The organism is Alteribacillus sp. JSM 102045 (assembly GCF_041949975.1).
Taxonomy (GTDB): Bacteria; Bacillota; Bacilli; order Bacillales; family Marinococcaceae; genus Alteribacillus.
The window spans coordinates 16586-37420 of sequence record NZ_JBHFQG010000008.1 but is presented as its reverse complement, the minus strand read 5'-3'; the positions used below and the strand labels follow the sequence as shown (position 1 = coordinate 37420).

Here is a 20835-nt window from a genome sequence, read left to right as displayed (position 1 = left end):
TTTTTGAGTTTAACTGATAAGTTTCAATCCAACTAAAGTAAACTCCTTTGTTTATTTCTTATTTCTTTTATTGTTTCTATAGCTTCCGGGTTTTCGAGTGAAGATAAATCTCCTGGATCTTTATTTAAAAAGGCAGCTTTGATCGCTCTGCGCATTACTTTTGCATTTCTTGTTTTAGGCAAATCATAAACAGTAAAAATAGAAGAAGGACGAAGTGCTTTTCCAAGTTTTAAGCCGCATTGAGCTATCAGTTCCTCTTCAAGCTTTTTTGAGTAGTTATATTCATCATTTAAAATCACAAAACAAACAGCTTCTTCCCCTTTCACATCGTGAGGAACTCCAATTGTACCAGCTTCTCTAACGGCTGGATGCTCTACTAAAACAGATTCCATTTCAGCAGGTCCTAATCTTTTGCCTGCTATGTTTAATATATCGTCTGATCTACCGGTAATCGTCCAATAGCCTTTTTCATCTTTTACCGCCCAGTCGCCATGAACCCAAATATTTTCCCACCTTTTCCAATACGTCTCTTCATATCTGTCTGGTTCATTCCAAAAACCATTTGTCATACCAACCCATGGCTTAGTTATGACTAGTTCTCCAACTTCACCAACAGCCGGCTCTCCCTTTTCATTAAAAACTTCTGCTGCCATTCCAGGAATAGCAGAATTAAATGTAACCGGACCAATTGGTTTAACAAGTACATTACCTAATATGCCACCAGCAATCTCTGTACCTCCAGAATAGTTAAAAATCGGCGTTTTGTTTTTACCGGCTGTTTTAAACAGCCATTTCCACGGTTCCGGGTTCCATGGCTCGCCTGTCGAAGCAATTACTCTTAAGTTCGACATCGAAAACTCATTGACAAACTGCTCTCCATGTTTCATTAAAGAACGAATAAGAGTTGGGGAAATTCCTAAATGTGTGACCTCATGTTTATCAACTAACTTCCATAACCGATCCGGTTCCGGAAAATCTGGAGTGCCTTCATACATAAGAATACACGCTCCATTTATAAGAGCCCCGTAAACTAAGAAAGGTCCCATCATCCATCCCATATCAGTAAACCAAAATAAAGTATCTCCTTTTTTTACATCCATGCCTATCCCTGCGTCAAAAGCAGCCTTTAACGGAAATCCGGAATGGGTATGAACGGCTCCTTTTGGCTTGCCAGTAGTCCCAGATGTATAGATCAACATCAATGTGTCTGAACTCTCCATTTCTTCCATTTTCGTATTTACAGAAGATAAAGACATAAGGTTTTTCCATGAAATGTCACGCGTTTCATTCCAATTTGAATCGATATTTAGCCTGTTAACAACTACCATTTTTTCTAAAGATGGTGTCAGAGACGCGGCCCGGTCCGCTTCTTTTTTCATTTGAACTTTTTTTCCTCTGCGCAAAAAGCCGTCTGCCGTAATTAAAACTTTTGTTTTGGAGGCATTCATTCTAGTCGCAACAGCCTCAGCACCGTAACCGGAAAAAGTAGGAGAAAAAACTGCACCCAATTTTGTAACAGCCATCATTGCAATAACTGTTTCTGGAATCATTGGCATATAGAGCGTTACTACATCACCTTTTTGTACACCTATTTCTTTTAACCCTGCCGCTGTTTGATCAATCTCTTTTTTTAATTGAGAAAAAGTAAACTGGATAACTTCACCGTCTTCTCCTTCCCATTTTAAAGCCGGTGAATTAGATGTCTCTCTTTGTTTCGTCCATGTATGAACGGCGTTGCAGCAGGCATTCAGCTTACCATCTACAAACCATTTCGGCCATTGAATACCTTTTGACAGGTCTAGTGTTTTCTTGTATGGTGCAAACCATTCGACACCTAACACCTTCTCTGCCTCATGCCAGAACCAGGATATATCTTTGGTGGAATCTTCTAAAAAATTTTCATATTCCTTGTAACCAAGTTGCTGCATCCATTGATAAAGACGTGTACTTTTTTTGAAAGATTCATCTGGAAACCAAACAGCATCTTCTGTCATGTAAAATCCTCCTCTCTCGGTGTCCTAATTAAACAGGATAAACAGCATGTTTTCTTTTGGAAAACTCTTTATATTTGCTTCTGTAACTTTTTAATCGTACAGATAATTCACTTCGTAAATGATCTGGTTCTACAATACCGTCAACTACCATCTCTGAGGCAAGTCGGTAAATATCAATATTTTCTTTATATTCCTGCCGCTTCTCTTCAATAAAAGCAGGTTTGTCTTTATCAGCCAGTTCTGCAATTTTATTTGCATATACTGCATTGACTGCAGCTTCTGGACCCATTACTGCAATTTGTGCACTAGGAAGAGCCAAACAACAGTCCGGTTCAAAAGCAGGTCCGGCCATTGCATATAATCCGGCTCCATATGCTTTTCGGACAATAACAGAAACTTTAGGAACGGTAGCCTCTGACATTGCAGCTATCATTTTTGCACCGTGGCGGATAATCCCTGCTTTTTCAACCCTTGTTCCAATCATAAACCCAGGTATATCAGCTAAAAACAGCAATGGCAGGTGATATGCATCACATAGCGTAATGAACCGTGCAGCTTTGTCAGCAGAGTCGTGGAATAATACTCCTCCTTTAACTTTTGGCTGATTAGCAATAATTCCAACCGCTTCCCCATTCAAACGAGCAAATCCAGTAATAATTTCGGGGGCAAACTCTTTTTTCATTTCAAAAAAACTGTCTGCATCAATGATATGGCTGATTAGCTGGTGCATATCAAATGGAGCGTTCTGATTGGCAGGAATAATCTCTTTTAAAGGCTTTTCATGGGGGGGAGCAAGCTCCGGCTCAATTAATGTGGTCTTTTCTTCAAAGTTTGCAGGAAAGTAAGACAAATATTGACGGGCAAGCTCAATAGCCTCATTTTCATCTTTTGCAAGTATGTCTCCGCAGCCGGAAACCGAACAATGCATTTTTGCTCCTCCCATTTCTTCGAGAGAAACCTTTTCCCCAATTACCATTTCAGCCATTCGAGGAGAGCCCAAGTACATTGATGCGTTTCCTTCTACCATAATTACTGTGTCGCAAAATGCCGGAATATAAGCTCCTCCTGCAGCTGATGGACCAAAAAGGATACAAACCTGAGGGATTTGTCCAGAGAGCTTCACCTGGTTATAAAAAATTCGTCCAGCTCCACGTCTGCCAGGGAACATTTCTATCTGGTCTGTAATCCTGGCTCCCGCTGAATCAACCAAATACAACATAGGTACACCCAGCTTTTCCGCTGTTTCCTGAATTCGAATGATTTTCTCTACCGTCCTTGCTCCCCAAGAGCCTGCTTTTACAGTAGAATCATTTGCCATAAAGCAAACGAGCTGGCCATTAATATTACCTGTACCAGTCACAACCCCGTCTGCAGCAAGTCCTTCATTTTGGCTGTTTGCAAACTTTCCATCTTCAAAAGCTAGTCCATCATCCAGCAATGCATTCAAACGATCACGGACGAACAATTTACCTTTTTCTTTATTTTTTTCATGATATTTATCGTCCCCGCCTTTTTCAATCCGGTTCACTAACTGTTGATGAAAATCTTCGTTGATCATTATGTATCCCTCCCTATTTCCCTGTATATATTGGAGTGCGCTTTTCTTTGAAAGCTTTCAATCCTTCCAGCCGGTCTTCTGTGCTTATCGTGGCTTCATAGCATTTTTCTTCCATTACAAGCCCAGCCGACAAACCTGTATCGACCCCTCCGTTTATGGCTGTTTTAGCAGCTGATACTGCCACAGGTCCATTTCTCGTTATTTCAGCGGCTAGCTCTAACGCTTTATTCAGCACATTTTCACTATTTTCAACATATTCCGCTATCCCTAAATCTACCGCTTCTTTCCCATTAATTTTCCGGGCAGTAAATATCAATTCTTTTGCTTTGGCTTTTCCAATCAGCAGCGGTAAACGCTGTGTTCCGCCTCCTCCTGGTATTATAGCTAAAGAAGTTTCAGGAAGGCCGTATTTACCGCTGCTACTGGTAATACGGAAGTCACATGCAAGAGCTAATTCAAGTCCTCCACCAAGAGCGCTTCCATTCATAGCAGCTATAACGGGCTTGGGAATGTTGTCTAATTGATTTATCGTTTCTTTTATTAATGAAACTGTTTTTCTAACTTCAGTATGGTTCATTTCTGCTCTTTCTTTTAAATCTGCCCCAGCGCAAAATACTTTTTCCCCTTCTCCGCAAATGATCAAAACACGGCATGATGCATCATAAGCAAGATCTTTTAAAGTCTCTTGCATTTCTTTTAAAAGGGGGGTCGATAGTGCATTTGCTGCTGAAGGTCTCTTTAAGCTTAATATTGTAATTCCTTCATGAGACTTATCAAGACCAATATACTTTTTCATCTTTTGTCCCCTTTCTTAGATAGTGTTGATATTCTGCCTTTATACGCCTTCAGTGATTTACTCGGTAAAGATTTTCCAATTTGAGTTTCCATAAACAGAGCATTTTTAATAATCTTTTCTTCTGAGATACCTGTTTCAATGCCCATTTGGTGAAGCATATAAAGAAGATCTTCTGTTGCTGTATTTCCAGAAGCTCCTGGTGCGTAAGGGCAGCCTCCTAATCCTCCGCAAGAACTGTCGAAGGCCGCTATTCCCATTTCAAGTGCTTTTAGTGTATTAGGAAGTGCTGTTCCTCTCGTATCGTGAAAATGCATAGCCAATTTATTTACAGGAATATTCTTTAATAAATGTTTCAATGTTTCTTCTACCTGCAGAGGAGAAGCCGTGCCAACTGTATCTCCAATGGATAGTTCATATACGCCCATTTCTAATAGTGATTCACTTATTTTCCGTACATTTTCAGGGTTAGTGCGGCCTTCATAAGGACAAAAAAATGCTGTAGAAACATAAGCTCGAACAGGTTTATTTGCTTTTATTGCTTCTTCTGCTGTTTGCCTCAAAATTGGCAGAGTTTCAACTATACTCTTGTTTATATTCTTTTTATTATGGGTGTCTGTAGCGGACATAAATATTGCAATTTCATCAACATTAGTCTCTAAAGCAGCTTCAAGCCCTTTTTGATTTGGAACAAGTGCGCTGTACACTATCCCTTCCCTGCGCTGGATCGATTTAGCAACATCTTTTGCGTCCGCTAATGCCGGCACCCATTTTGGGTGGACAAAAGAAGTGATTTCAATGTGGCGCAATCCACTCTCGGACAAATGATCAATCCAATTGGTTTTTACTGTTGTGGGGATTAATTTCTTTTCATTCTGAAGACCGTCACGGGGTCCTACTTCTTTTACAGTTACATGGGTTGGCCAATTCATCCTGCTCCCCCTCTCTACTCCAGCTCGAACAATTCATCCCCTTCATTAACAAATTCCCCTTCGTCTTTTAAAACTGTTTTAATTTTGCCATTTGTCTCTGCTGCAATAGGAATCTCCATTTTCATGGACTCCAAAATAGCTACCTCCTGCCCTTCTTGAATTTCTTCGCCTTCACCCACTAATAATTTCCATAAATTACCTGCCATTGCTGCTGTTATCTTACTCATTTTCTGCCTCCTTGTTTATACATTCGCAGAGCGAAGAGTTTCTGTTACAAAAGAAGTATCTGCCATCCCTTGCTTGAAAATATCATGTTGAAGTACTTCTAAAATCATTGGGATGTTCGTTTTAATTCCTTCTAAATGATAATTTTCTAAAGCATTAATCATTTGATCGATGCTTTCTTGACGATCTTTTCCTCTCGTAATAATTTTTGCAATCATAGGATCATAGTGCGGAGTGACGACTGATCCTGCTCTTACCCCGCATTCGTGGCGTATATGATTTCCATTTGGTAAAGCTAATGTTGTGATCTTTCCAGGAGAAGGAAAAAAATTGATAGGATCCTCAGCATAAATTCTTGCTTCTAAAGCGTGACCATTTTGTACAATATTTTTCTGCGTTAAATGAAGAACTTCTCCTGAAGCTATACGCATCTGCCACTTTACTAAATCCACGTTAGTTACTTCCTCCGTTACAGGATGTTCCACTTGAAGTCTCGTGTTCATTTCCAAAAAATAAAATTCTTGTTGTGCATCCACTAAAAATTCAATCGTTCCTGCGTTCACATAACCTATATATTCTGCTGCTTTTACGGCTGCTTCTCCCATTTTGTTACGAGTCTTATCATTAATAAATGGAGAAGGACTTTCTTCTATCACTTTTTGGTTTCGGCGCTGTACCGAGCAATCCCTCTCTCCAAGATGAATCACGTTTCCATGCTGGTCAGCTAGAACTTGTATTTCAACGTGTCTTGGGTTTTCAATAATTTTTTCAATATAAAGCGTTCCATTTCCAAAAAAATCATTCGCTCTCTTTTTATTTCCTTCAAATGCATTTTTTAATTCTTGCTCATTGCTAACTTTCTGCATACCAATTCCGCCGCCTCCTGCGGATGCTTTGAGCATAACCGGATATCCAATTTGTTCAGAGTGTTCTAGTGCAGCCTCTGCGCTATCTGCTCCTTGATCTATACCTGGAATGACAGGAATACCTGCCTTCTTTATTGTCTTTCTTGCAGCAATTTTATCTCCCATTAGTTCCATGATTTCAGGAGAAGGTCCTATGAAAGTGATACCTTCTCTTTCACACTTTTTTGCAAAATCAGCGTTTTCTGACAACAGACCGTATCCTGGATGTACCGCATCAGCTCCCGCGTCTTTTGCCGCCTGCAGGATAGAATGTATATCAAGATAACTTTCTTTAACTGGTGGAGGACCAATAAGATATGCTTCATCAGCCATCCTTACATGCTCAGCCTGCTTGTCTGCTTCCGAATATATTGCTGCTGAAATGATACCTAGTTCTTCGCATGCTCTCACTACTCTGCAAGCTACCTCTCCTCTATTGGCGATTAACACTTTCCGAAACATATTTCCCACCTCGCTCTTATAACCCTCTCCCTTTTATTTGGAAGAAAAATGACTGGATGCTAATTCACGGATTTTAAACTTTTGGATTTTACCTGAAGCTGTCATAGGATACTCATCCACAAAACTAATAAATTTTGGGATTTTATGCCTTGAAATATTCCCTTCACAATACGAACGTATTTCGTCAGCCGTACATGTTTCTCCTTCTTTTAACCGAATCCACGCTGAAACTTCTTCGCCATATTTGTCACTTGGTATACCTACTACCTGCACATCAAGAAGTTTTGGATGTTCATATAAAAACTCTTCAATTTCTCTAGGATAAATGTTTTCGCCTCCACGAATAATCATATCTTTTAATCGACCAGTAATTTTACAATATCCATCTTTATCCATCACGGCCAAGTCCCCTGTATATAACCAGCCATCTTCTGATATAACATTTTCCGTAGCTTCTTTTTGTTTATAATAGCCTTTCATTACATGATAACCTCTTGTGCAAAGCTCCCCCTGCTCACCTGTTGGGAGCTCTTTTTTTGATTTAGGATCTACGATTTTGACTTCTACATTAGGAAGTGCTTTCCCAACTGTTTCCACTCTTTTTTCAATCGAATCATCTACTCTGGTTTGGGTAATAACGGGCGAAGATTCAGTCTGGCCATATGCAATTGTTATTTCCTCTGCCCCCATCTTTTCTATGACACCCTTCATTACCTCTATCGGACAATTAGATCCTGCCATGATACCCGTCCGCAATGAACTAAGGTCAAATTCTGGAAATTTTGGGTGATTCATTTCAGCAATGAACATTGTTGGCACTCCATGAAGAGCCGTACACCTTTCTGACTCTACCGCTTTTAACACTTCTAAAGGGTCAAACTCCTCTACTGGAACCATAGCAGCCCCTTTTGTCACGCATGCCATTGTCCCTAGTACACAGCCAAAACAATGGAAAAACGGTACGGGAATACACAGTCGGTCTTCTTCAGAGAGCTCCATACATGCAGCAATATTAAGGCCGTTGTTTACAATATTATTATGTGTGAGCATAACCCCTTTAGGAAATCCCGTAGTACCCGATGTGTACTGCATATTAATTACCTCATCAGGATTTAGAGACATCATTCGCTGGTTTAAAGCTTCTTCGCTTATTTCGTTTGACATCTCCATTAGTTGATTCCATGTATACATGCCGGGTTTTTTTTCATCTCCTAAAAATATAACGTTTTTTAAAAACGGAAACTTATTGCTGGATAACTTTCCAGGTTGTGATTCCCTTAACTCAGGGACAACCTCATAAAGCGTTTCTACATAGGAAACCCCTTTATATGATTCTTGTAAAATTAAGGTGGAAGCGTCAGACTGTTGAAGTAAATATTCAAGCTCTTGTGCCATATAGTTTGTGTTGACCGTTACTAAGACCGCTCCCATTTTTGCGGTAGAAAACTGAGATATTAACCATTCCGGCTTATTAGCAGCCCAAATAGCTATCTGCTCTCCTTTTCCAACTCCAAGGCCCATGAATCCCTTTGCAGCTTTTCTGCAAATTTCTTCGAATTCTTTGTAAGTATAACGAAGCCCTCGATCTGGATAGACGACCGCTTCTTTTTCACCATATGATCCAGCTGTTTGTTCAAGCAGTTTTCCAACGGAAACCTCCAAATTCCCTGCCATTGGTTCTCCCCTTCCCAAAAATGATTAATGAATGATATTTAACACCCAAGTTCTCGAGCAATAACCATTCTCTGTATTTCAGAAGTACCTTCCCCAATTTCCATCAGTTTAGTGTCCCGCAGCATTCTTTCTATTTCGTATTCTCTCATGTATCCGTAGCCGCCGTGTATTTGTAATGCTTGATTACATGTTCTTGTTGCCATCTCTGAAGCAAACAGTTTTGCATAAGAAGCCTCTTTTTTAAAAGGTTTTTTTTGGTCTTTTAACCATGCCGCTTTAAGAACCATATTTTGAGCTATTTCTATTTCCATTGCCATATCTGCTAATTTAAATTGGATGCCTTGAAAAGAAGATATAGTGTGGCCGAATTGCTTACGCTCCTTAGCGTACGCAAGGGCTTTCTCAAATGCTCCACGTGCGATTCCTACTGCTAGAGCTGCGATAGAAATTCTTCCTCCATCAAGGGTATATAGAAATTGATTGAACCCTTTTGCAGGATCACCAAGCAAATTCTCTTTCGGTACTTTCACATCTTCAAGTACCAATTCAGAGGTGTTAGATCCTCGCACTCCCATTTTTTCATAAGGGCTAGTTATAGTGAATCCTTCCGTATTAGTTGGAACAATAAAAGCTGATATAATATTTTTTCCATTTGTATTTTTACCTGTAACTGCTGTGACGATTACCGATCTTGCAAATTGAGCGTTAGTTATCCAGCACTTTTCTCCATTTAACACATATTCTTCTCCAACTAATTCTGCTTTTGTCCTCGTACCTCCTGCATCAGAACCAGCATTCGGTTCCGTTAATCCAAATGAACCTAAAGCTTTCCCGGAAGCTAGCGGTACTAAGTGGTCTTGTTTTTGTTTTTCTGTTCCAAAATAATATAGAGGACTCGCTCCTAATGACACAGCAGCAGCATAACTCAGTCCTGTACTTCCACAAGCCTTCCCCACTTCTTCTACAGCCAGAGCATAAGCTATTGTATCCCCGCCTGAACCACCGTATTTTTCTGGAAACGGTATCCCCAAGAGGCCAAGCTCTCCCATTTTTTTAAACGTTTCTTCAGGAAACTTAGCTTCTTTATCAACTTCTTGTGCTTTAGGAGCAATTTCCTGCTCCGCAAACTCACGTACCATATCCCTTGTCATTCGCTGCTCACTTGTTAGCTCAAAATTCATACCCTCTCCTCCATCCCTTTAATATCAATACATAAAAGCTGAGCAATCGTTCAGAAATTAACCAAAAAGGAAACCATTACATTTTTTGTAATGCTGCAACCACTTTGTAAGCGTTTGCAATGGTTTGATTCAATTATAAGTAATTGTGAAGAAAAACGTCAATTACTTCTTTTAAAAAAGTGTTTAAAATATATTTTATTTGTGTTACCTGGCATTGTATGATTATATGTATGTATTAAACATCTTTTTTCATAACCTTTACGAACAAAACAATGATAGAAGATATATAAACGTGCTATACTGTTTGTAGATGATTCCCAATTTAGTGTACATATTCACTACTTTCACTGGGGGTAAATTAGCCGTAAAGGAGGTTCCATCGATTTGACCTTTTTTGGCGCTGTACTAGGAATAGTAATTATTATTGCTTTAGTCAACTGGATCATTGGGTATAATGCGCTGATCAAATATTTAAATTGGGTGGAAGATGCCTGGGCACAAATTGAAACTCAATTAAACCGAAGAGTAGACTTAATTCCTGGTTTGATTGATGTCATGCAGCAGCATGTAAGGTATGAACAGCATACATTAGAAAGAATAGTGGAGTTAAGAAGTCAATTAGCATCCCCGAACAGTAACAGAACTCATCAAATGACTATAAATGAAGAGCTCTCTGATACACTGCATCAATTGTTTGCATTAGAAGAAGAAGTGCCGGAATTAAAACAAGATGAGTCTTTTATTTCTTTAGAAAACAAAATAAAAGAAACAGAAGTAAAAATAAAAAAAGCTACGACAATTTATAATAATACAGTTGTGAAATATAATACTAAAATTCAAGCTCCCCCTACCAGCTTCGTAGCCAACATTCATAATTTCCACAAAAGAGACACCATTGACCTGGCAGATAATCAAAAAGCAAATATTAAAATGTCGTCATAAAAAATCGCCTTACAGAAAACAAGGCGATTTTCTCATTGTGTATGTCTACATGTCTAAACGTTTGAGGAGCTTTTTTGTATTATCTTCTATTATTATTTTATCTTTTATGGATTGGGATAAAAACCCTTCCGTAACCATATGTTCTAAAAGGGCATGTAAAGGAGCGTAATAATTACATACATTTAACAAGGCACATCTCTTATGATGATGTCCAATGGCGCCCCACGTAAGCACTTCCATAATTTCTTCGAGGGTTCCTATTCCCCCGGGCATCGCTACAAATGCTTCCCCCTTTTCATACATTAATGCCTTTCTTTCATGCATGCTGTTCACAGTAATAAGATTTGTTACGTGCTGATGAGCTATTTCTTTCGGTTTAAGCTCTTCAGGAATGATGCCAGTCACCTTGCCTCCTTGTCCAATTGCTCCATCAGCAACCGCTCCCATTAATCCTGAGCTTGACCCTCCGTATATGATTTCAACATTGTTTTTTGCGGCTGCTTCACCTAATTTCTCTGCTTCTTTTATATATAAGGAATTATTGCCTTTACTTGAACCACAAAACACCGTTAATGTTTTCATTTGTTTCCTCCCAAATCTTTTGTATGTGAATGGATAATTCAGTTCGTAACTCTTCTATAATAATGTATTACTTGATCCTAAAAACATCACTAAATTGTATTATCCGTGTATATGTTACAATATTTTCTAGAATAATGTGGTATAGTTTATCAATTTTTATCATACAGCAAAAAGGAGAATACTGATGGAAAACTTTGAAAGAAAGCTGGAAAACTATGCAGAGCTTGCAGTTAAAAAAGGTGTTAACATTCAACAAAATCAAACCCTCTTTATTTCCGCTCCGATTACATCAGCCGTTTTTGTTCGTCGTATTGCAAAAAAAGCATATGAAACAGGGGCTAAAAATGTCCATGTAGACTGGGTAGATGAAGACCTTTCCAGACTAAAATATGAAAAAGCTCCAGACGATGCTTTTAAAGAATTCCCTAGCTGGATTGCTAAAGGAAGAGAAGAGTTAGCAGAAAAAGGAGCAGCTTTTATCACTGTAAAATCAACGGATCCGGATCTTCTAAAAGGTGTAGATCAAAATCGTATAGCAACTGCTAACAAAACTGCCGGAGAAGCAATGGATACCTTTCGTTCTTATATCCAGTCAGATTTGGTGAGCTGGCTTGTTATCGCAGCTCCATCTTTTGGCTGGGCTAAAAAAGTATTCCCGAATGTCTCAGAAGAAGAAGCTGAAAAAAAGCTGTGGGAAGCTATCTTTAAAGCTGTACGTGCTGACCGGGAAAACCCGGTTGCAGAATGGGATGAACACAACAAGAGATTACAGGAGAAAGCTGCATTTTTAAATGAAAAAAAGTTCAAGCAGCTCCACTACCAAGCTCCTGGAACTGATTTAACAATTGATCTTCCAGAAGGGCATATTTGGGCAGGAGGTGGCAGCGATAACAAAGACGGTGTGCACTTCATTGCTAATATGCCTACAGAAGAAGTGTTTACAGTCCCCCATAAAACAGGAGTAAATGGCTGTGTAAAAAACACAAAACCTCTTAACTATAGTGGTAATGTTATTGACGATTTTACTATTCATTTCAAAGATGGAAAAATCACTGAAGTAAGTGCCCAAGAAGGAGAAGAAACGTTAAAAAATCTAATCGAAACCGATGAAGGCTCCCATTATTTAGGAGAAGTCGCTCTTGTGCCGCACAGTTCCCCTATTTCCCAATCTGGAACGTTATTTTATAACACTCTCTTTGATGAAAATGCGTCTAATCATCTCGCTATAGGAAGCGCTTATGCCTTTTGTATGGAAAATGGAACGGAGATGTCAAAAGAAGAAAAAGAAGCCAATGGTCTTAATACCAGCATTACTCATGTAGATTTTATGATAGGCAGTGGTGAAATGAATATTGATGGCAAGCTTTTCAATGGAGAAAGCGAACCATTAATGCGAAACGGAGAATGGGTCATTTAACTCCAATTTGCTGCAAAAAATTAGGCTGTTTGTATGATAGATATGTGTGGAATGAGACAGATAATACAGCATAATTTCTTTTAAAGTGAGGCGAAAGGTAATGTCATTGAAAAAAGTCCTAACAATTGCTGGTTCTGATACTAGCGGAGGGGCTGGTATTCAAGCTGATTTAAAAACGTTCCAAGAACTAGGAGTCTATGGCATGACTTCTCTTACTACAATTGTGGCACAAGACCCCCACCGTGATTGGTATCATGCTGTTTTCCCACAGGATCTTTCAGTCCTTGAAGCACAGCTCGAAACGGTTCTAGCCGGTATTGGTATAGATGCGGCAAAGACTGGTATGCTCGGATCTATGGAAACGATAGAAGTGGTCGCAAAAAAAGTAGACCAATACAATATAGAAAAGTTAGTCGTTGATCCGGTGATGGTTTGTAAAGGTGCTGATGAAGCCCTTAATCCTGAAGTAGATCAATATCTACGGGAAGTACTTGTCCCAAAAGCTTTGGTTGTTACCCCCAACCTTTTTGAAGCATCACAGATAGCTGGTATTGGGCCAATTCATAGCTTAGAAGAGATGAAACAGGCAGCTGAAGCTATTTATGAACAGGGGCCATCCTTTGTCATTGTAAAAGGGGGCGGCGAAACAGGCGAGGATCAATCCATTGATGTTTTGTATGATGGAAAAAGCTTTGAGTATATTGAGTCACCTAAAATTCATACGGAATATACGCACGGTGCAGGATGTACGTACTCTGCTGCGATTACAGCAGAGTTAGCACACGGCAAGCCAGTTAGAGAAGCTATTGAGACAGCTAAGCAATTTATAACAGCTGCGATCAAGGATTCTTTTCCTCTAAATCAATTCATTGGACCTGTGAACCACACTGCTTATCGCAATCACTCTGCTAAAAGTGAATAATTCAATGCACCAAACAAAAAACCCTTGAAGCGCGACTTCAAGGGTTTTATTTACAAGGTTAGAGTACTTTACTCAAAAAAGACTGGGTTCTTGGATGTTGAGGATTGTCGAAAATATCAGAAGGCGGTCCTTCTTCCATGAAAATTCCTTCATCGATGAAAAAGACGCGGTCTCCTACTTCTTTGGCAAACCCCATTTCATGTGTCACTACTACCATTGTCATTCCTTCTTCAGCTAAATCTTTCATCACTGCCAGCACATCCCCAACTAACTCAGGGTCTAGGGCAGAAGTTGGTTCGTCAAAAAGCATCACTTTAGGATTCATTGCCAATGCTCTCGCAATTGCTACTCGCTGTTTTTGACCTCCAGATAGACTATTAGGATAAACATGAGCCTTATCTTTTAAACCAACCTTATCTAGTAATGGTAAAGCAGTTTCTTCTGCTTCCTTTTTTGTAACGTTTCTCACCTTTCTAGGTGCTAAAATAATATTTTCAAGTACAGTTAAGTGAGGAAATAAATTAAAATGCTGAAAAACCATCCCTACTTCAGATCGAACCATATTAATGTCAGTAGTAGGGTCCGTTAAATCACTTCCATCAATAACCACATGACCCTCGGTAATCTCTTCTAGCATGTTTAAACAGCGCAGGAATGTACTTTTACCAGAGCCGGAAGGACCAATGACGCATACCACTTCTTTTTCCTTGATTTCTGTAGTTAAACCCTTAAGAACTTCCGTATCTCCAAAGGACTTATGCAGATCTTTCACTTGTATCATTCTCTTTCAAACCTCCGTTCGTACTGACGCAGAATGAGCATAGAAGGTATAGTGATTATTAAATAAAAGATAGCCACCATTATATAAGATTCGAAATCTGCAAATGTTGAACTTGCATATTGGCGTCCTTTATACATAAGATCTGTAACGGCTATTGCTGAAAACAAGGAAGTGTCCTTCAGACTTATAATAAATTGATTTCCAAGTGGGGGTATCATTCGTCTTAATGCTTGCGGCCAAATAATATAACGCATCGTTTGGCGGGAAGATAACCCAAGAGACCTTCCGGCTTCTGTTTGACCTTTATCAACGGACTGAACAGCTCCTCGTACAATTTCAGCTATATAGGCTCCTGCATTAGCAGCAATGGCTATAATAGAAGCCGTTAATTTATCCAGGTTGATGTTCATAAAATCGGACAGCCCAAAATAAATAAAAAATATTTGAACCAATAGCGGCGTGCCTCTTACAAGTTCAACATAAACAGTAGCAATACCATAAATTATTTTAACTTTTGAAAGCCTCATTAAACCAAAAACAGCCCCAAGAACAAAACCAATTGCCACACCAGTGATTGTTATTAAAAGTGTAAAAAGGAACCCTGACCATAAATTTGGCAGAATTTCAATATAATGATTTGTAGAAAACAAATACATTTGTTTCAACTCCCCTGCAACAACACAAAATTAAAGCGTGACAATCTTAAATGTCACGCTTTTCCAATTTTATTCTTCCTCGATATCAGGAGCTTCGCCAAACCACTCTTCGTAAATTTCGTCAAATTCTCCGCTTTCTTTTAATGAATCGATTGCGTCATCTACTTCGTCACGCAGTTCAGAGTCTTTCGGGAAAGCTATTCCATACTGCTCCCCTTGCAATAGTTCCCCAACTGTTACAAGCTCTCCTCCAGCTTCTGTTTCTGCATAATATTCAACATTCGGTTTATCATACAATACTGCATCTGTCCGTTCCGTTAGCACGCTTCGATACGCTTCTGTAATTTCTGGGAACGCTTCTATGTTGGCATCCGTATTTTCTTTAAGATAATCCACTAGTGGAACCAACACGCGTTGCCACTGTCATACCGTCCACATCTTCAATAGAAGAAATTTCCTTATTGTCTTCTAATACTGCCAAAATTAATCCAGCGTCATAATAAGGCTGAGAAAAGTCAATGTTTTCTTTACGTTCTTCCGTAATCGTCATTCCAGCAATTCCGATATCGAAACGGCCGGATGGAATGGCAGATACGATTCCGGAAAACTCCATTTGTTCAATTTCTATATTAAACCCTGCTTCATCAGCGATAGCATTGATTAAATCAATATCAAACCCTACCAATTCATCTGTTTCTTGATCGATAAATTCAAATGGTATATAATTATTGTCTGTTGCTACGGAATATGTAGGTCGATCCCCGTCTTCTGCTGGTTCTTCTTCATTTTCTGCCCCATTTTCTGTCTCTTCGGCAGGCTCGTCTTCAGGTACTTTTGCCCCGCTCTCTTCCTCCGGGCTCTCTTCAGCACCACAAGCTGCTATGAACAATAACAACATAGCAAGAAGAGAAAACATGACAAATTTCTTCATTCTAAATTCCCCCTTTTATGATATAGAACCCGGCATCCGAGAAAAATGCCGGGTATTTGGCAAAAGTATAACACAAAAATTTCTAAATTGGAAATTTTTAGAAAATTAACTTTAACTGGCAGATTGTTTACAATGTTTTTCGATGAACTTTACGCCCATTATAACTAAATACGGCTGTTTTCCCATCCACTACTGTTTCTAAGTGTACTGTTCTTCCCCAAAGCTGATGCAAATAAGGAAGCGTTTTTTCCAAATATTTTATATCCAACTCTTCTTCTTCAAAGTGATGTGTAATATATAATTCCCCAGCTTTTGCATAATCCCCGTCCGTTACTGTTAAATATGGAAATCCACCGTTTACACGTGACCGAATAATTTGATCTCTAACATTCTGCCACTCTTTATCTACAATAGTGTAATCTCTGCCCTGTTTCTGAAATAAATACATATCTTCTTTTTGAACTAACTCTTTGGTTACGTAATTTCTAATAAAAGAAGTATCTGATTCTAACTCTCTTACTTCAAACAGCTTTTCTCTGCCGCTTCCTAGTTCAACCCCAAGCTCTTTAAGTCTTTCATCTGGATGGTTGTAGCGTTCTTCAATATCTTCAAAAATCTTCAAGCCCAAATGGTAAGGATTAATGGTTGTCTTTGAAGGCTGGATAACACTGGCATTTAATTTTGCGAATTCTACACTTTCCTCTGTACTTAAATCCATTTCGCGCAATATTCTTGCGTGCCAATAGGAGGCCCATCCCTCATTCATAATTTTCGTTTCTAACTGCGGCCAAAAATATAACATTTCTTCACGCATCATAGTTAAAATATCCCGCTGCCATGCTTCCAGATCTCTACTGTATTCTTCTATAAACAGAAGTAAATCTTTTTCTGGCCGAGGCGGAAAAGCCTTCTTTTTTCTTTTTGGCGATACCGTTTTTTCCTTTTCATCTAAACTCCATAAGTCAGCATAAGGACCTGGCTTTTCGTTTACTGGTGTCTCTTCTTCTTCACTTTCTATTGTCCAATCAAGCTTTGGACGAACAAGGCTTGGATCAATATGCTCCTGGACAGCCAGAACAGCATCTAAGAACTGTTCTACTTCTTTTTTTCCGTAAGACATTTCGTAGTGTGAAATCCTCTCAGCCGCTGCTGCCATACTTTCTACCATATCTTTTCTTGTATTTGAAAATCTAACATTATTCTTAAAAAAATCACAATGAGCAAGAACATGAGCCACAATCAATTTATTTTGAATTAATGAGTTACTGTCTAATAAAAACGCATAACAAGGATCTGAATTAATAACCAGCTCATATATTTTGCTTAGACCCAGGTCGTAGTGAATCTTCATCTTATGAAACTGTTTACCAAAACTCCAATGAGAATAACGTGTTGGCATTCCATAGGCACCAAACGTATAAATAATATCAGCCGGGCAGATCTCATACCGCATTGGGTAAAAATCTAAACCAAATCCTTCAGCGATTTCAGTTATCTCTTCAATGGACCGTTTTAACTCCTTCTGTTCATGTATATTCACCATTTCCCCTCCTCCACTCTTCTTACCCTTACTATATGAAAACAGAAGGGAACAATGAACAAATAGTATGCTGTTACCTTATATAGAGTATCGAAAAAAACCTTGGTTTGATGTATATTTGAAAAAGGTATAAATAATAGTGGGAGGTGTATATCGTGGTTAAACAGCAAATTGTTGTTCATGGCACAGTTCAGGGAGTAGGTTTTAGAAATTTTGTACAAACAGAAGCCAAAAAATTAGGTATTAAAGGATGGGTAAGAAATAAAGCGGATGGAAGCGTAGAAGTTGCAGCAGAAGGGGAAGAAAAAAGATGGGGCATTTTTTGGATGCTATGGCAGAAGGGAATCAGTTTTCAAAAGTAGAAAACTTAGACATAAAAGAAACTGATGCAGTCAATCATGCAGGCAGTTTTGAAGTTAAATATTAATATTCATCCTCTTAACAAACATTGGAGTTATTATAAACAACAAAAGAGGCTCACCTGCAGGAGGTGCCTCTTCCTTCTAATCCTCAAAAATATCTATCCCTTTCTTCTCAAGGATATCCAGGGCTTCAGCTGCAGGAAGCTTAGGCATTTTAAAATCTTCCATCAGTACTTGCTGTAGAGCATTTCGGTTTGGAAGCATCTTTGTTAAAACTCCTCCGCTGCCGTTACGAATTGTAAATCTTCTGTTCACAAGCGAGAGTCCTCTTCTTTTTTCTGGCTGCCATAACTGACAACGAAGCACGTTCATAAACACAGCTTCCTGCTGAAACGTAGACGTTACCCATGGAGCGAAGTCTTCTAGCTTCATTTCATTAAAGACTGAAAAAGTCCATTTTTTATCTGTTATTTGGTCTCCTCTAACCCTTATGTAAGTGTATTCACCATGGTTTTCACCTGGTAAAAAAAGCAGCTTTTCGCCAGCAAATGGTGGAATAGAATGCTTTCTTCCACGAAATGGTATGGGATCAAATAATGGAGCAGTAGTACCTACATCCACATATAAAAGCCTTTCATTACGTTCAGGATCTCGGATAATAATAGCCATATGCTCTTCCCCAGGTCTAATGAGATAACCTTTAAACCCCAAAGATAGAAGCAAATCAAACAAGCAGGAATTCAAAGCAAAACAAGTGCCGCCTGTATGGTAATTCCAATGGTCTTCTAAAAATTTTTTTACTGAAGGTATAGGAGCAGCACCTTTATATTGATCATGCATAATAAGTTTACTGACATTTTCAAACGGAAATGTCCTCACATGCGCTCGTATGATTTTCTTTAAATACTTTCGGGAAGGAGTTTCTTTTTTCAAGTTGAGCGTCTGTAAATAGTCGCTTTGCCAGCTGTACATATTGTAACCCCTTTTAGCTGAGAAAAATCTAATTACAATGTAATGGTAACGCCCCGGATGAAGTTCTCCGGAGCGTATACCACCTTTAAATATACTGGTTCACTCTTGTCATTACATCCATTCGTAACTGAAGGAGTTTCTCTTCAGCTCTTTCAATGTTTGATTCTTTCACCCCAAAATAAAATTTAACTTTGGGTTCTGTACCTGATGGTCTGATACAAAACCAGGCTCCATCCTCTCTAATGTATTTTAACACGTTAGAAGCCGGGAGTTTGATCTTTTCTCTTTGTTTCGTTTCTAAATAAAAGCGCTCAGAAGTCTGGTAATCTTCTATTACTCTAACAGGAATCCCGCTTACAGCTTCTGGTGGATTCTGTCTAAAATCTTTCAACAATCCTTCAATTTTCTCGGCTCCTTCTTTTCCTTTTAATGTTAGCGAATCCAAATCTTCTAAATAGCAACCGTAGTTATTATAAATGTCCAATAGACCATCATAAAGTGTTTTTCCCTGTTCTTTATACCATAATGTCATTTCAGAAGCTAGAAGAGCCGCCTGTACTGCATCTTTGTCACGCACAAAGTCCCCAATTAAATATCCATAGGATTCTTCATAACCAAATTGGAATTTATAGGTTCCTTCGTTTTCAAATTGTTTAATTTTTTCTCCAATAAATTTAAATCCCGTTAATGTATCCATAACGTTTAATCCATAATTTTCTGCAATAACACGGCCAAGCTCAGATGTGACAATGGTTTTCATAACTATTCCATTTTCCGGAAGAAGATCCTGCTTTTGCCGTTCGGAAAGTAAATATTCTAATATTAATGCGCCCGTTTGATTTCCAGTTAACAGCTGATAATGATTATCCATTCCTTTAACTGCAACTCCTACTCGATCTGCATCTGGATCTGTTGCTATTAAGATATCTGCCTGATGCTTCTCTCCCTCTTTAATTGCTAACTCAAAAGCTGATTTATCTTCAGGATTAGGGCTTTTTACTGTCGAAAATTCTGGGTCTGGAAGTGCTTGTTCTTTTACTACGTTTACGTTTGTAAATCCGCTTGTTTCCAACACCCGGGTTACAGGTATATTAGCTGTTCCGTGAAGAGGAGTAAATACAATTGAAATCTGATCACCTTTTTCTTGGATCAACTGTGGATTAACGGTAACCGTCTGTAACTCATCATTGTATGCAGTATCAATTTCTTCTCCAATAACCTGCAGAAGCCTCGACGCCTTCATCTCATTTTCATCGGCTATTTCTACTGACAGTTCGTCTTCTACTTGATCGACTTTTTTAATAATTCTTTTTGCAGGAGCTGGCGGAAACTGTCCACCATCATCTCCGTAGATTTTAAAACCATTGTATTCTGGCGGGTTATGACTCGCAGTAATAACCACACCGGCAAACGCGTTGAGCTTTCGAACAGCATAGGAGAGTTCCGGGGTGGGGCGAAGCTCTTGAAATATGTATGTTTGAATATAATGAGCTCCAAGTGTTAAAGCAGTTTCTAAAGCAAATTCTTTTGAACGGTAACGTGAATCAAAAGCTATGACAACACCACGCGATTTTGCTGCATCTCCGTGGTCATCAATATATCTTGCCAGGCCTTCTGCAGCTCTTCTAACAGTAAATTTATTCATACGATTAGTACCAGGGCCGATCTCCCCGCGCATACCGCCTGTGCCAAATTCTAAATATTTATAAAAACTGTCTTCTAATTGTTTTTCATCATTGCTGATATGTTCAAGCTGCTGTTTCAACTCTTGATCAAGCCAAATTTTTTCTCTCCAGCGTTCCCAGTGTTTCTTCCATTCCATGAGCATCGACTCCTTCTATCAATCATATTGTTACAGCCATTCAGAAGATAAGAAACCGGTTACCCGGTTTCTTGCTTTTCCTCCAGTATATTAAAATAACTGGTTTTCTGCATACATTTTTAGTTTCGCCCTTTAAGAGACAACCGTTTCTGTATCTATTTCTTGAGCTGTTTCTTCTGAATGT

Annotated in this window: 18 protein-coding genes and 1 pseudogene; 4 read left to right on the top strand and 15 right to left on the bottom strand. The window is 38.9% G+C overall.

The window, feature by feature from the left end:
• Nucleotides 1-32: 32 nt before the first annotated feature.
• Genes ACE1TI_RS07710 through ACE1TI_RS07675 form a run of 8 tightly spaced genes read right to left on the bottom strand, consistent with a single transcriptional unit; the run spans nucleotide 33 to nucleotide 9724 of the window.
• A complete protein-coding gene (locus tag ACE1TI_RS07710; protein WP_375007008.1) occupies nucleotides 33-1994 on the bottom strand; it encodes an AMP-binding protein in 1962 nt (653 codons plus the stop codon).
• A gap of 28 nt (nucleotides 1995-2022) precedes the next feature.
• Nucleotides 2023-3552, bottom strand: coding sequence for an acyl-CoA carboxylase subunit beta (locus tag ACE1TI_RS07705; protein WP_375007007.1), 1530 nt, complete (start codon nucleotides 3550-3552; stop codon nucleotides 2023-2025).
• A 13-nt stretch (nucleotides 3553-3565) separates the two neighbouring features.
• Nucleotides 3566-4348, bottom strand: a complete 783-nt coding sequence (locus tag ACE1TI_RS07700; protein WP_375007006.1) for an enoyl-CoA hydratase — start codon at nucleotides 4346-4348, stop codon at nucleotides 3566-3568.
• Nucleotides 4345-5277, bottom strand: coding sequence for a hydroxymethylglutaryl-CoA lyase (locus ACE1TI_RS07695; protein WP_375007005.1), 933 nt, complete (start codon nucleotides 5275-5277; stop codon nucleotides 4345-4347). The genes ACE1TI_RS07700 and ACE1TI_RS07695 overlap by 4 nt, the downstream gene beginning before the upstream one ends.
• Nucleotides 5278-5291: 14 nt before the next feature.
• Nucleotides 5292-5504 carry an acetyl-CoA carboxylase biotin carboxyl carrier protein subunit gene (locus ACE1TI_RS07690; protein WP_375007004.1) on the bottom strand — a complete coding sequence of 71 codons (213 nt, stop codon included), beginning with the start codon at nucleotides 5502-5504 and terminating at the stop codon, nucleotides 5292-5294.
• Between the two features lie 15 nt (nucleotides 5505-5519).
• Nucleotides 5520-6869: an acetyl-CoA carboxylase biotin carboxylase subunit gene (locus ACE1TI_RS07685; RefSeq protein ID WP_375007003.1), complete on the bottom strand. Its 1350-nt coding sequence runs from the start codon at nucleotides 6867-6869 to the stop codon at nucleotides 5520-5522.
• A gap of 33 nt (nucleotides 6870-6902) precedes the next feature.
• Entirely contained in the window at nucleotides 6903-8543 is a 1641-nt protein-coding gene (locus tag ACE1TI_RS07680; RefSeq protein ID WP_375007002.1) for an AMP-binding protein, read from the bottom strand.
• Between the two features lie 38 nt (nucleotides 8544-8581).
• A complete protein-coding gene (locus ACE1TI_RS07675; protein ID WP_375007001.1) occupies nucleotides 8582-9724 on the bottom strand; it encodes an acyl-CoA dehydrogenase family protein in 1143 nt (380 codons plus the stop codon).
• A gap of 384 nt (nucleotides 9725-10108) precedes the next feature.
• Here ACE1TI_RS07675 and ACE1TI_RS07670 point away from each other — a divergent pair, with 384 nt between their 5' ends.
• Nucleotides 10109-10666, top strand: a complete 558-nt coding sequence (locus tag ACE1TI_RS07670; protein ID WP_375007000.1) for a LemA family protein — start codon at nucleotides 10109-10111, stop codon at nucleotides 10664-10666.
• Between the two features lie 45 nt (nucleotides 10667-10711).
• Here ACE1TI_RS07670 and ACE1TI_RS07665 read toward each other — a convergent pair whose 3' ends face one another.
• Nucleotides 10712-11248, bottom strand: coding sequence for an LOG family protein (locus ACE1TI_RS07665; RefSeq protein WP_375006999.1), 537 nt, complete (start codon nucleotides 11246-11248; stop codon nucleotides 10712-10714).
• 184 nt (nucleotides 11249-11432) lie between these two features.
• Between ACE1TI_RS07665 and ACE1TI_RS07660 the strand changes: the two genes are divergently transcribed.
• Together ACE1TI_RS07660 and pdxK are read left to right on the top strand one after the other, a co-directional pair.
• On the top strand, nucleotides 11433-12665 hold the full coding sequence (locus tag ACE1TI_RS07660) for an aminopeptidase (protein WP_375006998.1): 1233 nt from the start codon (nucleotides 11433-11435) through the stop codon (nucleotides 12663-12665).
• Nucleotides 12666-12765: 100 nt separating this feature from the next.
• The gene (pdxK, locus tag ACE1TI_RS07655) at nucleotides 12766-13587 is read left to right on the top strand and encodes a pyridoxine/pyridoxal/pyridoxamine kinase (RefSeq protein ID WP_375006997.1); all 822 of its coding nucleotides are present in this window, start codon (nucleotides 12766-12768) and stop codon (nucleotides 13585-13587) included.
• Between the two features lie 58 nt (nucleotides 13588-13645).
• Here the strand turns inward: pdxK and ACE1TI_RS07650 are convergent, their stop codons facing one another.
• The 4 genes and pseudogenes from ACE1TI_RS07650 to ACE1TI_RS07630 form a co-directional block, all read right to left on the bottom strand.
• Nucleotides 13646-14368 carry an amino acid ABC transporter ATP-binding protein gene (locus ACE1TI_RS07650; RefSeq protein WP_375006996.1) on the bottom strand — a complete coding sequence of 241 codons (723 nt, stop codon included), beginning with the start codon at nucleotides 14366-14368 and terminating at the stop codon, nucleotides 13646-13648.
• Nucleotides 14365-15024, bottom strand: a complete 660-nt coding sequence (locus ACE1TI_RS07645; protein WP_375006995.1) for an amino acid ABC transporter permease — start codon at nucleotides 15022-15024, stop codon at nucleotides 14365-14367. Before ACE1TI_RS07645 ends, ACE1TI_RS07650 begins: the two co-directional genes overlap by 4 nt.
• A 69-nt stretch (nucleotides 15025-15093) precedes the next feature.
• Nucleotides 15094-15955: pseudogene (locus ACE1TI_RS21900) on the bottom strand (transporter substrate-binding domain-containing protein).
• Between the two features lie 127 nt (nucleotides 15956-16082).
• Nucleotides 16083-17495 (bottom strand): SpoVR family protein, encoded by a 1413-nt coding sequence (locus ACE1TI_RS07630; protein WP_375006992.1) that lies wholly within the window; start codon nucleotides 17493-17495, stop codon nucleotides 16083-16085.
• Between the two features lie 155 nt (nucleotides 17496-17650).
• On the opposite strand from ACE1TI_RS07630, the gene ACE1TI_RS07625 reads away from it, so the two are divergent.
• Nucleotides 17651-17857 carry an acylphosphatase gene (locus ACE1TI_RS07625; protein WP_375006991.1) on the top strand — a complete coding sequence of 69 codons (207 nt, stop codon included), beginning with the start codon at nucleotides 17651-17653 and terminating at the stop codon, nucleotides 17855-17857.
• Between the two features lie 141 nt (nucleotides 17858-17998).
• Here the strand turns inward: ACE1TI_RS07625 and ACE1TI_RS07620 are convergent, their stop codons facing one another.
• Nucleotides 17999-18829 carry an arylamine N-acetyltransferase gene (locus ACE1TI_RS07620; protein ID WP_375006990.1) on the bottom strand — a complete coding sequence of 277 codons (831 nt, stop codon included), beginning with the start codon at nucleotides 18827-18829 and terminating at the stop codon, nucleotides 17999-18001.
• Nucleotides 18830-18914: 85 nt separating this feature from the next.
• Complete coding sequence (locus tag ACE1TI_RS07615) at nucleotides 18915-20651, bottom strand: phospho-sugar mutase (RefSeq protein WP_375006989.1); 1737 nt, start codon at nucleotides 20649-20651, stop codon at nucleotides 18915-18917.
• Nucleotides 20652-20835: the final 184 nt, after the last annotated feature.

What these genes read in the sequence shown, in the direction of transcription:
- ACE1TI_RS07665 (WP_375006999.1), bottom strand. Translation starts at nt 11,248, where the DNA reads ATGAAAACATTAACGGTGTTTTGTGGTTCAAGTAAAGGCAATAATTCC.
- ACE1TI_RS07645 (WP_375006995.1), bottom strand. Translation starts at nt 15,024, where the DNA reads ATGTATTTGTTTTCTACAAATCATTATATTGAAATTCTGCCAAATTTA.
- ACE1TI_RS07695 (WP_375007005.1), bottom strand. Translation starts at nt 5,277, where the DNA reads ATGAATTGGCCAACCCATGTAACTGTAAAAGAAGTAGGACCCCGTGAC.
- ACE1TI_RS07705 (WP_375007007.1), bottom strand. Translation starts at nt 3,552, where the DNA reads ATGATCAACGAAGATTTTCATCAACAGTTAGTGAACCGGATTGAAAAA.
- ACE1TI_RS07685 (WP_375007003.1), bottom strand. Translation starts at nt 6,869, where the DNA reads ATGTTTCGGAAAGTGTTAATCGCCAATAGAGGAGAGGTAGCTTGCAGA.
- ACE1TI_RS07700 (WP_375007006.1), bottom strand. Translation starts at nt 4,348, where the DNA reads ATGAAAAAGTATATTGGTCTTGATAAGTCTCATGAAGGAATTACAATA.
- ACE1TI_RS07615 (WP_375006989.1), bottom strand. Translation starts at nt 20,651, where the DNA reads ATGGAATGGAAGAAACACTGGGAACGCTGGAGAGAAAAAATTTGGCTT.
- ACE1TI_RS07620 (WP_375006990.1), bottom strand. Translation starts at nt 18,829, where the DNA reads ATGTACAGCTGGCAAAGCGACTATTTACAGACGCTCAACTTGAAAAAA.
- ACE1TI_RS07710 (WP_375007008.1), bottom strand. Translation starts at nt 1,994, where the DNA reads ATGACAGAAGATGCTGTTTGGTTTCCAGATGAATCTTTCAAAAAAAGT.
- ACE1TI_RS07690 (WP_375007004.1), bottom strand. Translation starts at nt 5,504, where the DNA reads ATGAGTAAGATAACAGCAGCAATGGCAGGTAATTTATGGAAATTATTA.
- ACE1TI_RS07675 (WP_375007001.1), bottom strand. Translation starts at nt 9,724, where the DNA reads ATGAATTTTGAGCTAACAAGTGAGCAGCGAATGACAAGGGATATGGTA.
- pdxK (WP_375006997.1), top strand. Translation starts at nt 12,766, where the DNA reads ATGTCATTGAAAAAAGTCCTAACAATTGCTGGTTCTGATACTAGCGGA.
- ACE1TI_RS07650 (WP_375006996.1), bottom strand. Translation starts at nt 14,368, where the DNA reads ATGATACAAGTGAAAGATCTGCATAAGTCCTTTGGAGATACGGAAGTT.
- ACE1TI_RS07680 (WP_375007002.1), bottom strand. Translation starts at nt 8,543, where the DNA reads ATGGCAGGGAATTTGGAGGTTTCCGTTGGAAAACTGCTTGAACAAACA.
- ACE1TI_RS07660 (WP_375006998.1), top strand. Translation starts at nt 11,433, where the DNA reads ATGGAAAACTTTGAAAGAAAGCTGGAAAACTATGCAGAGCTTGCAGTT.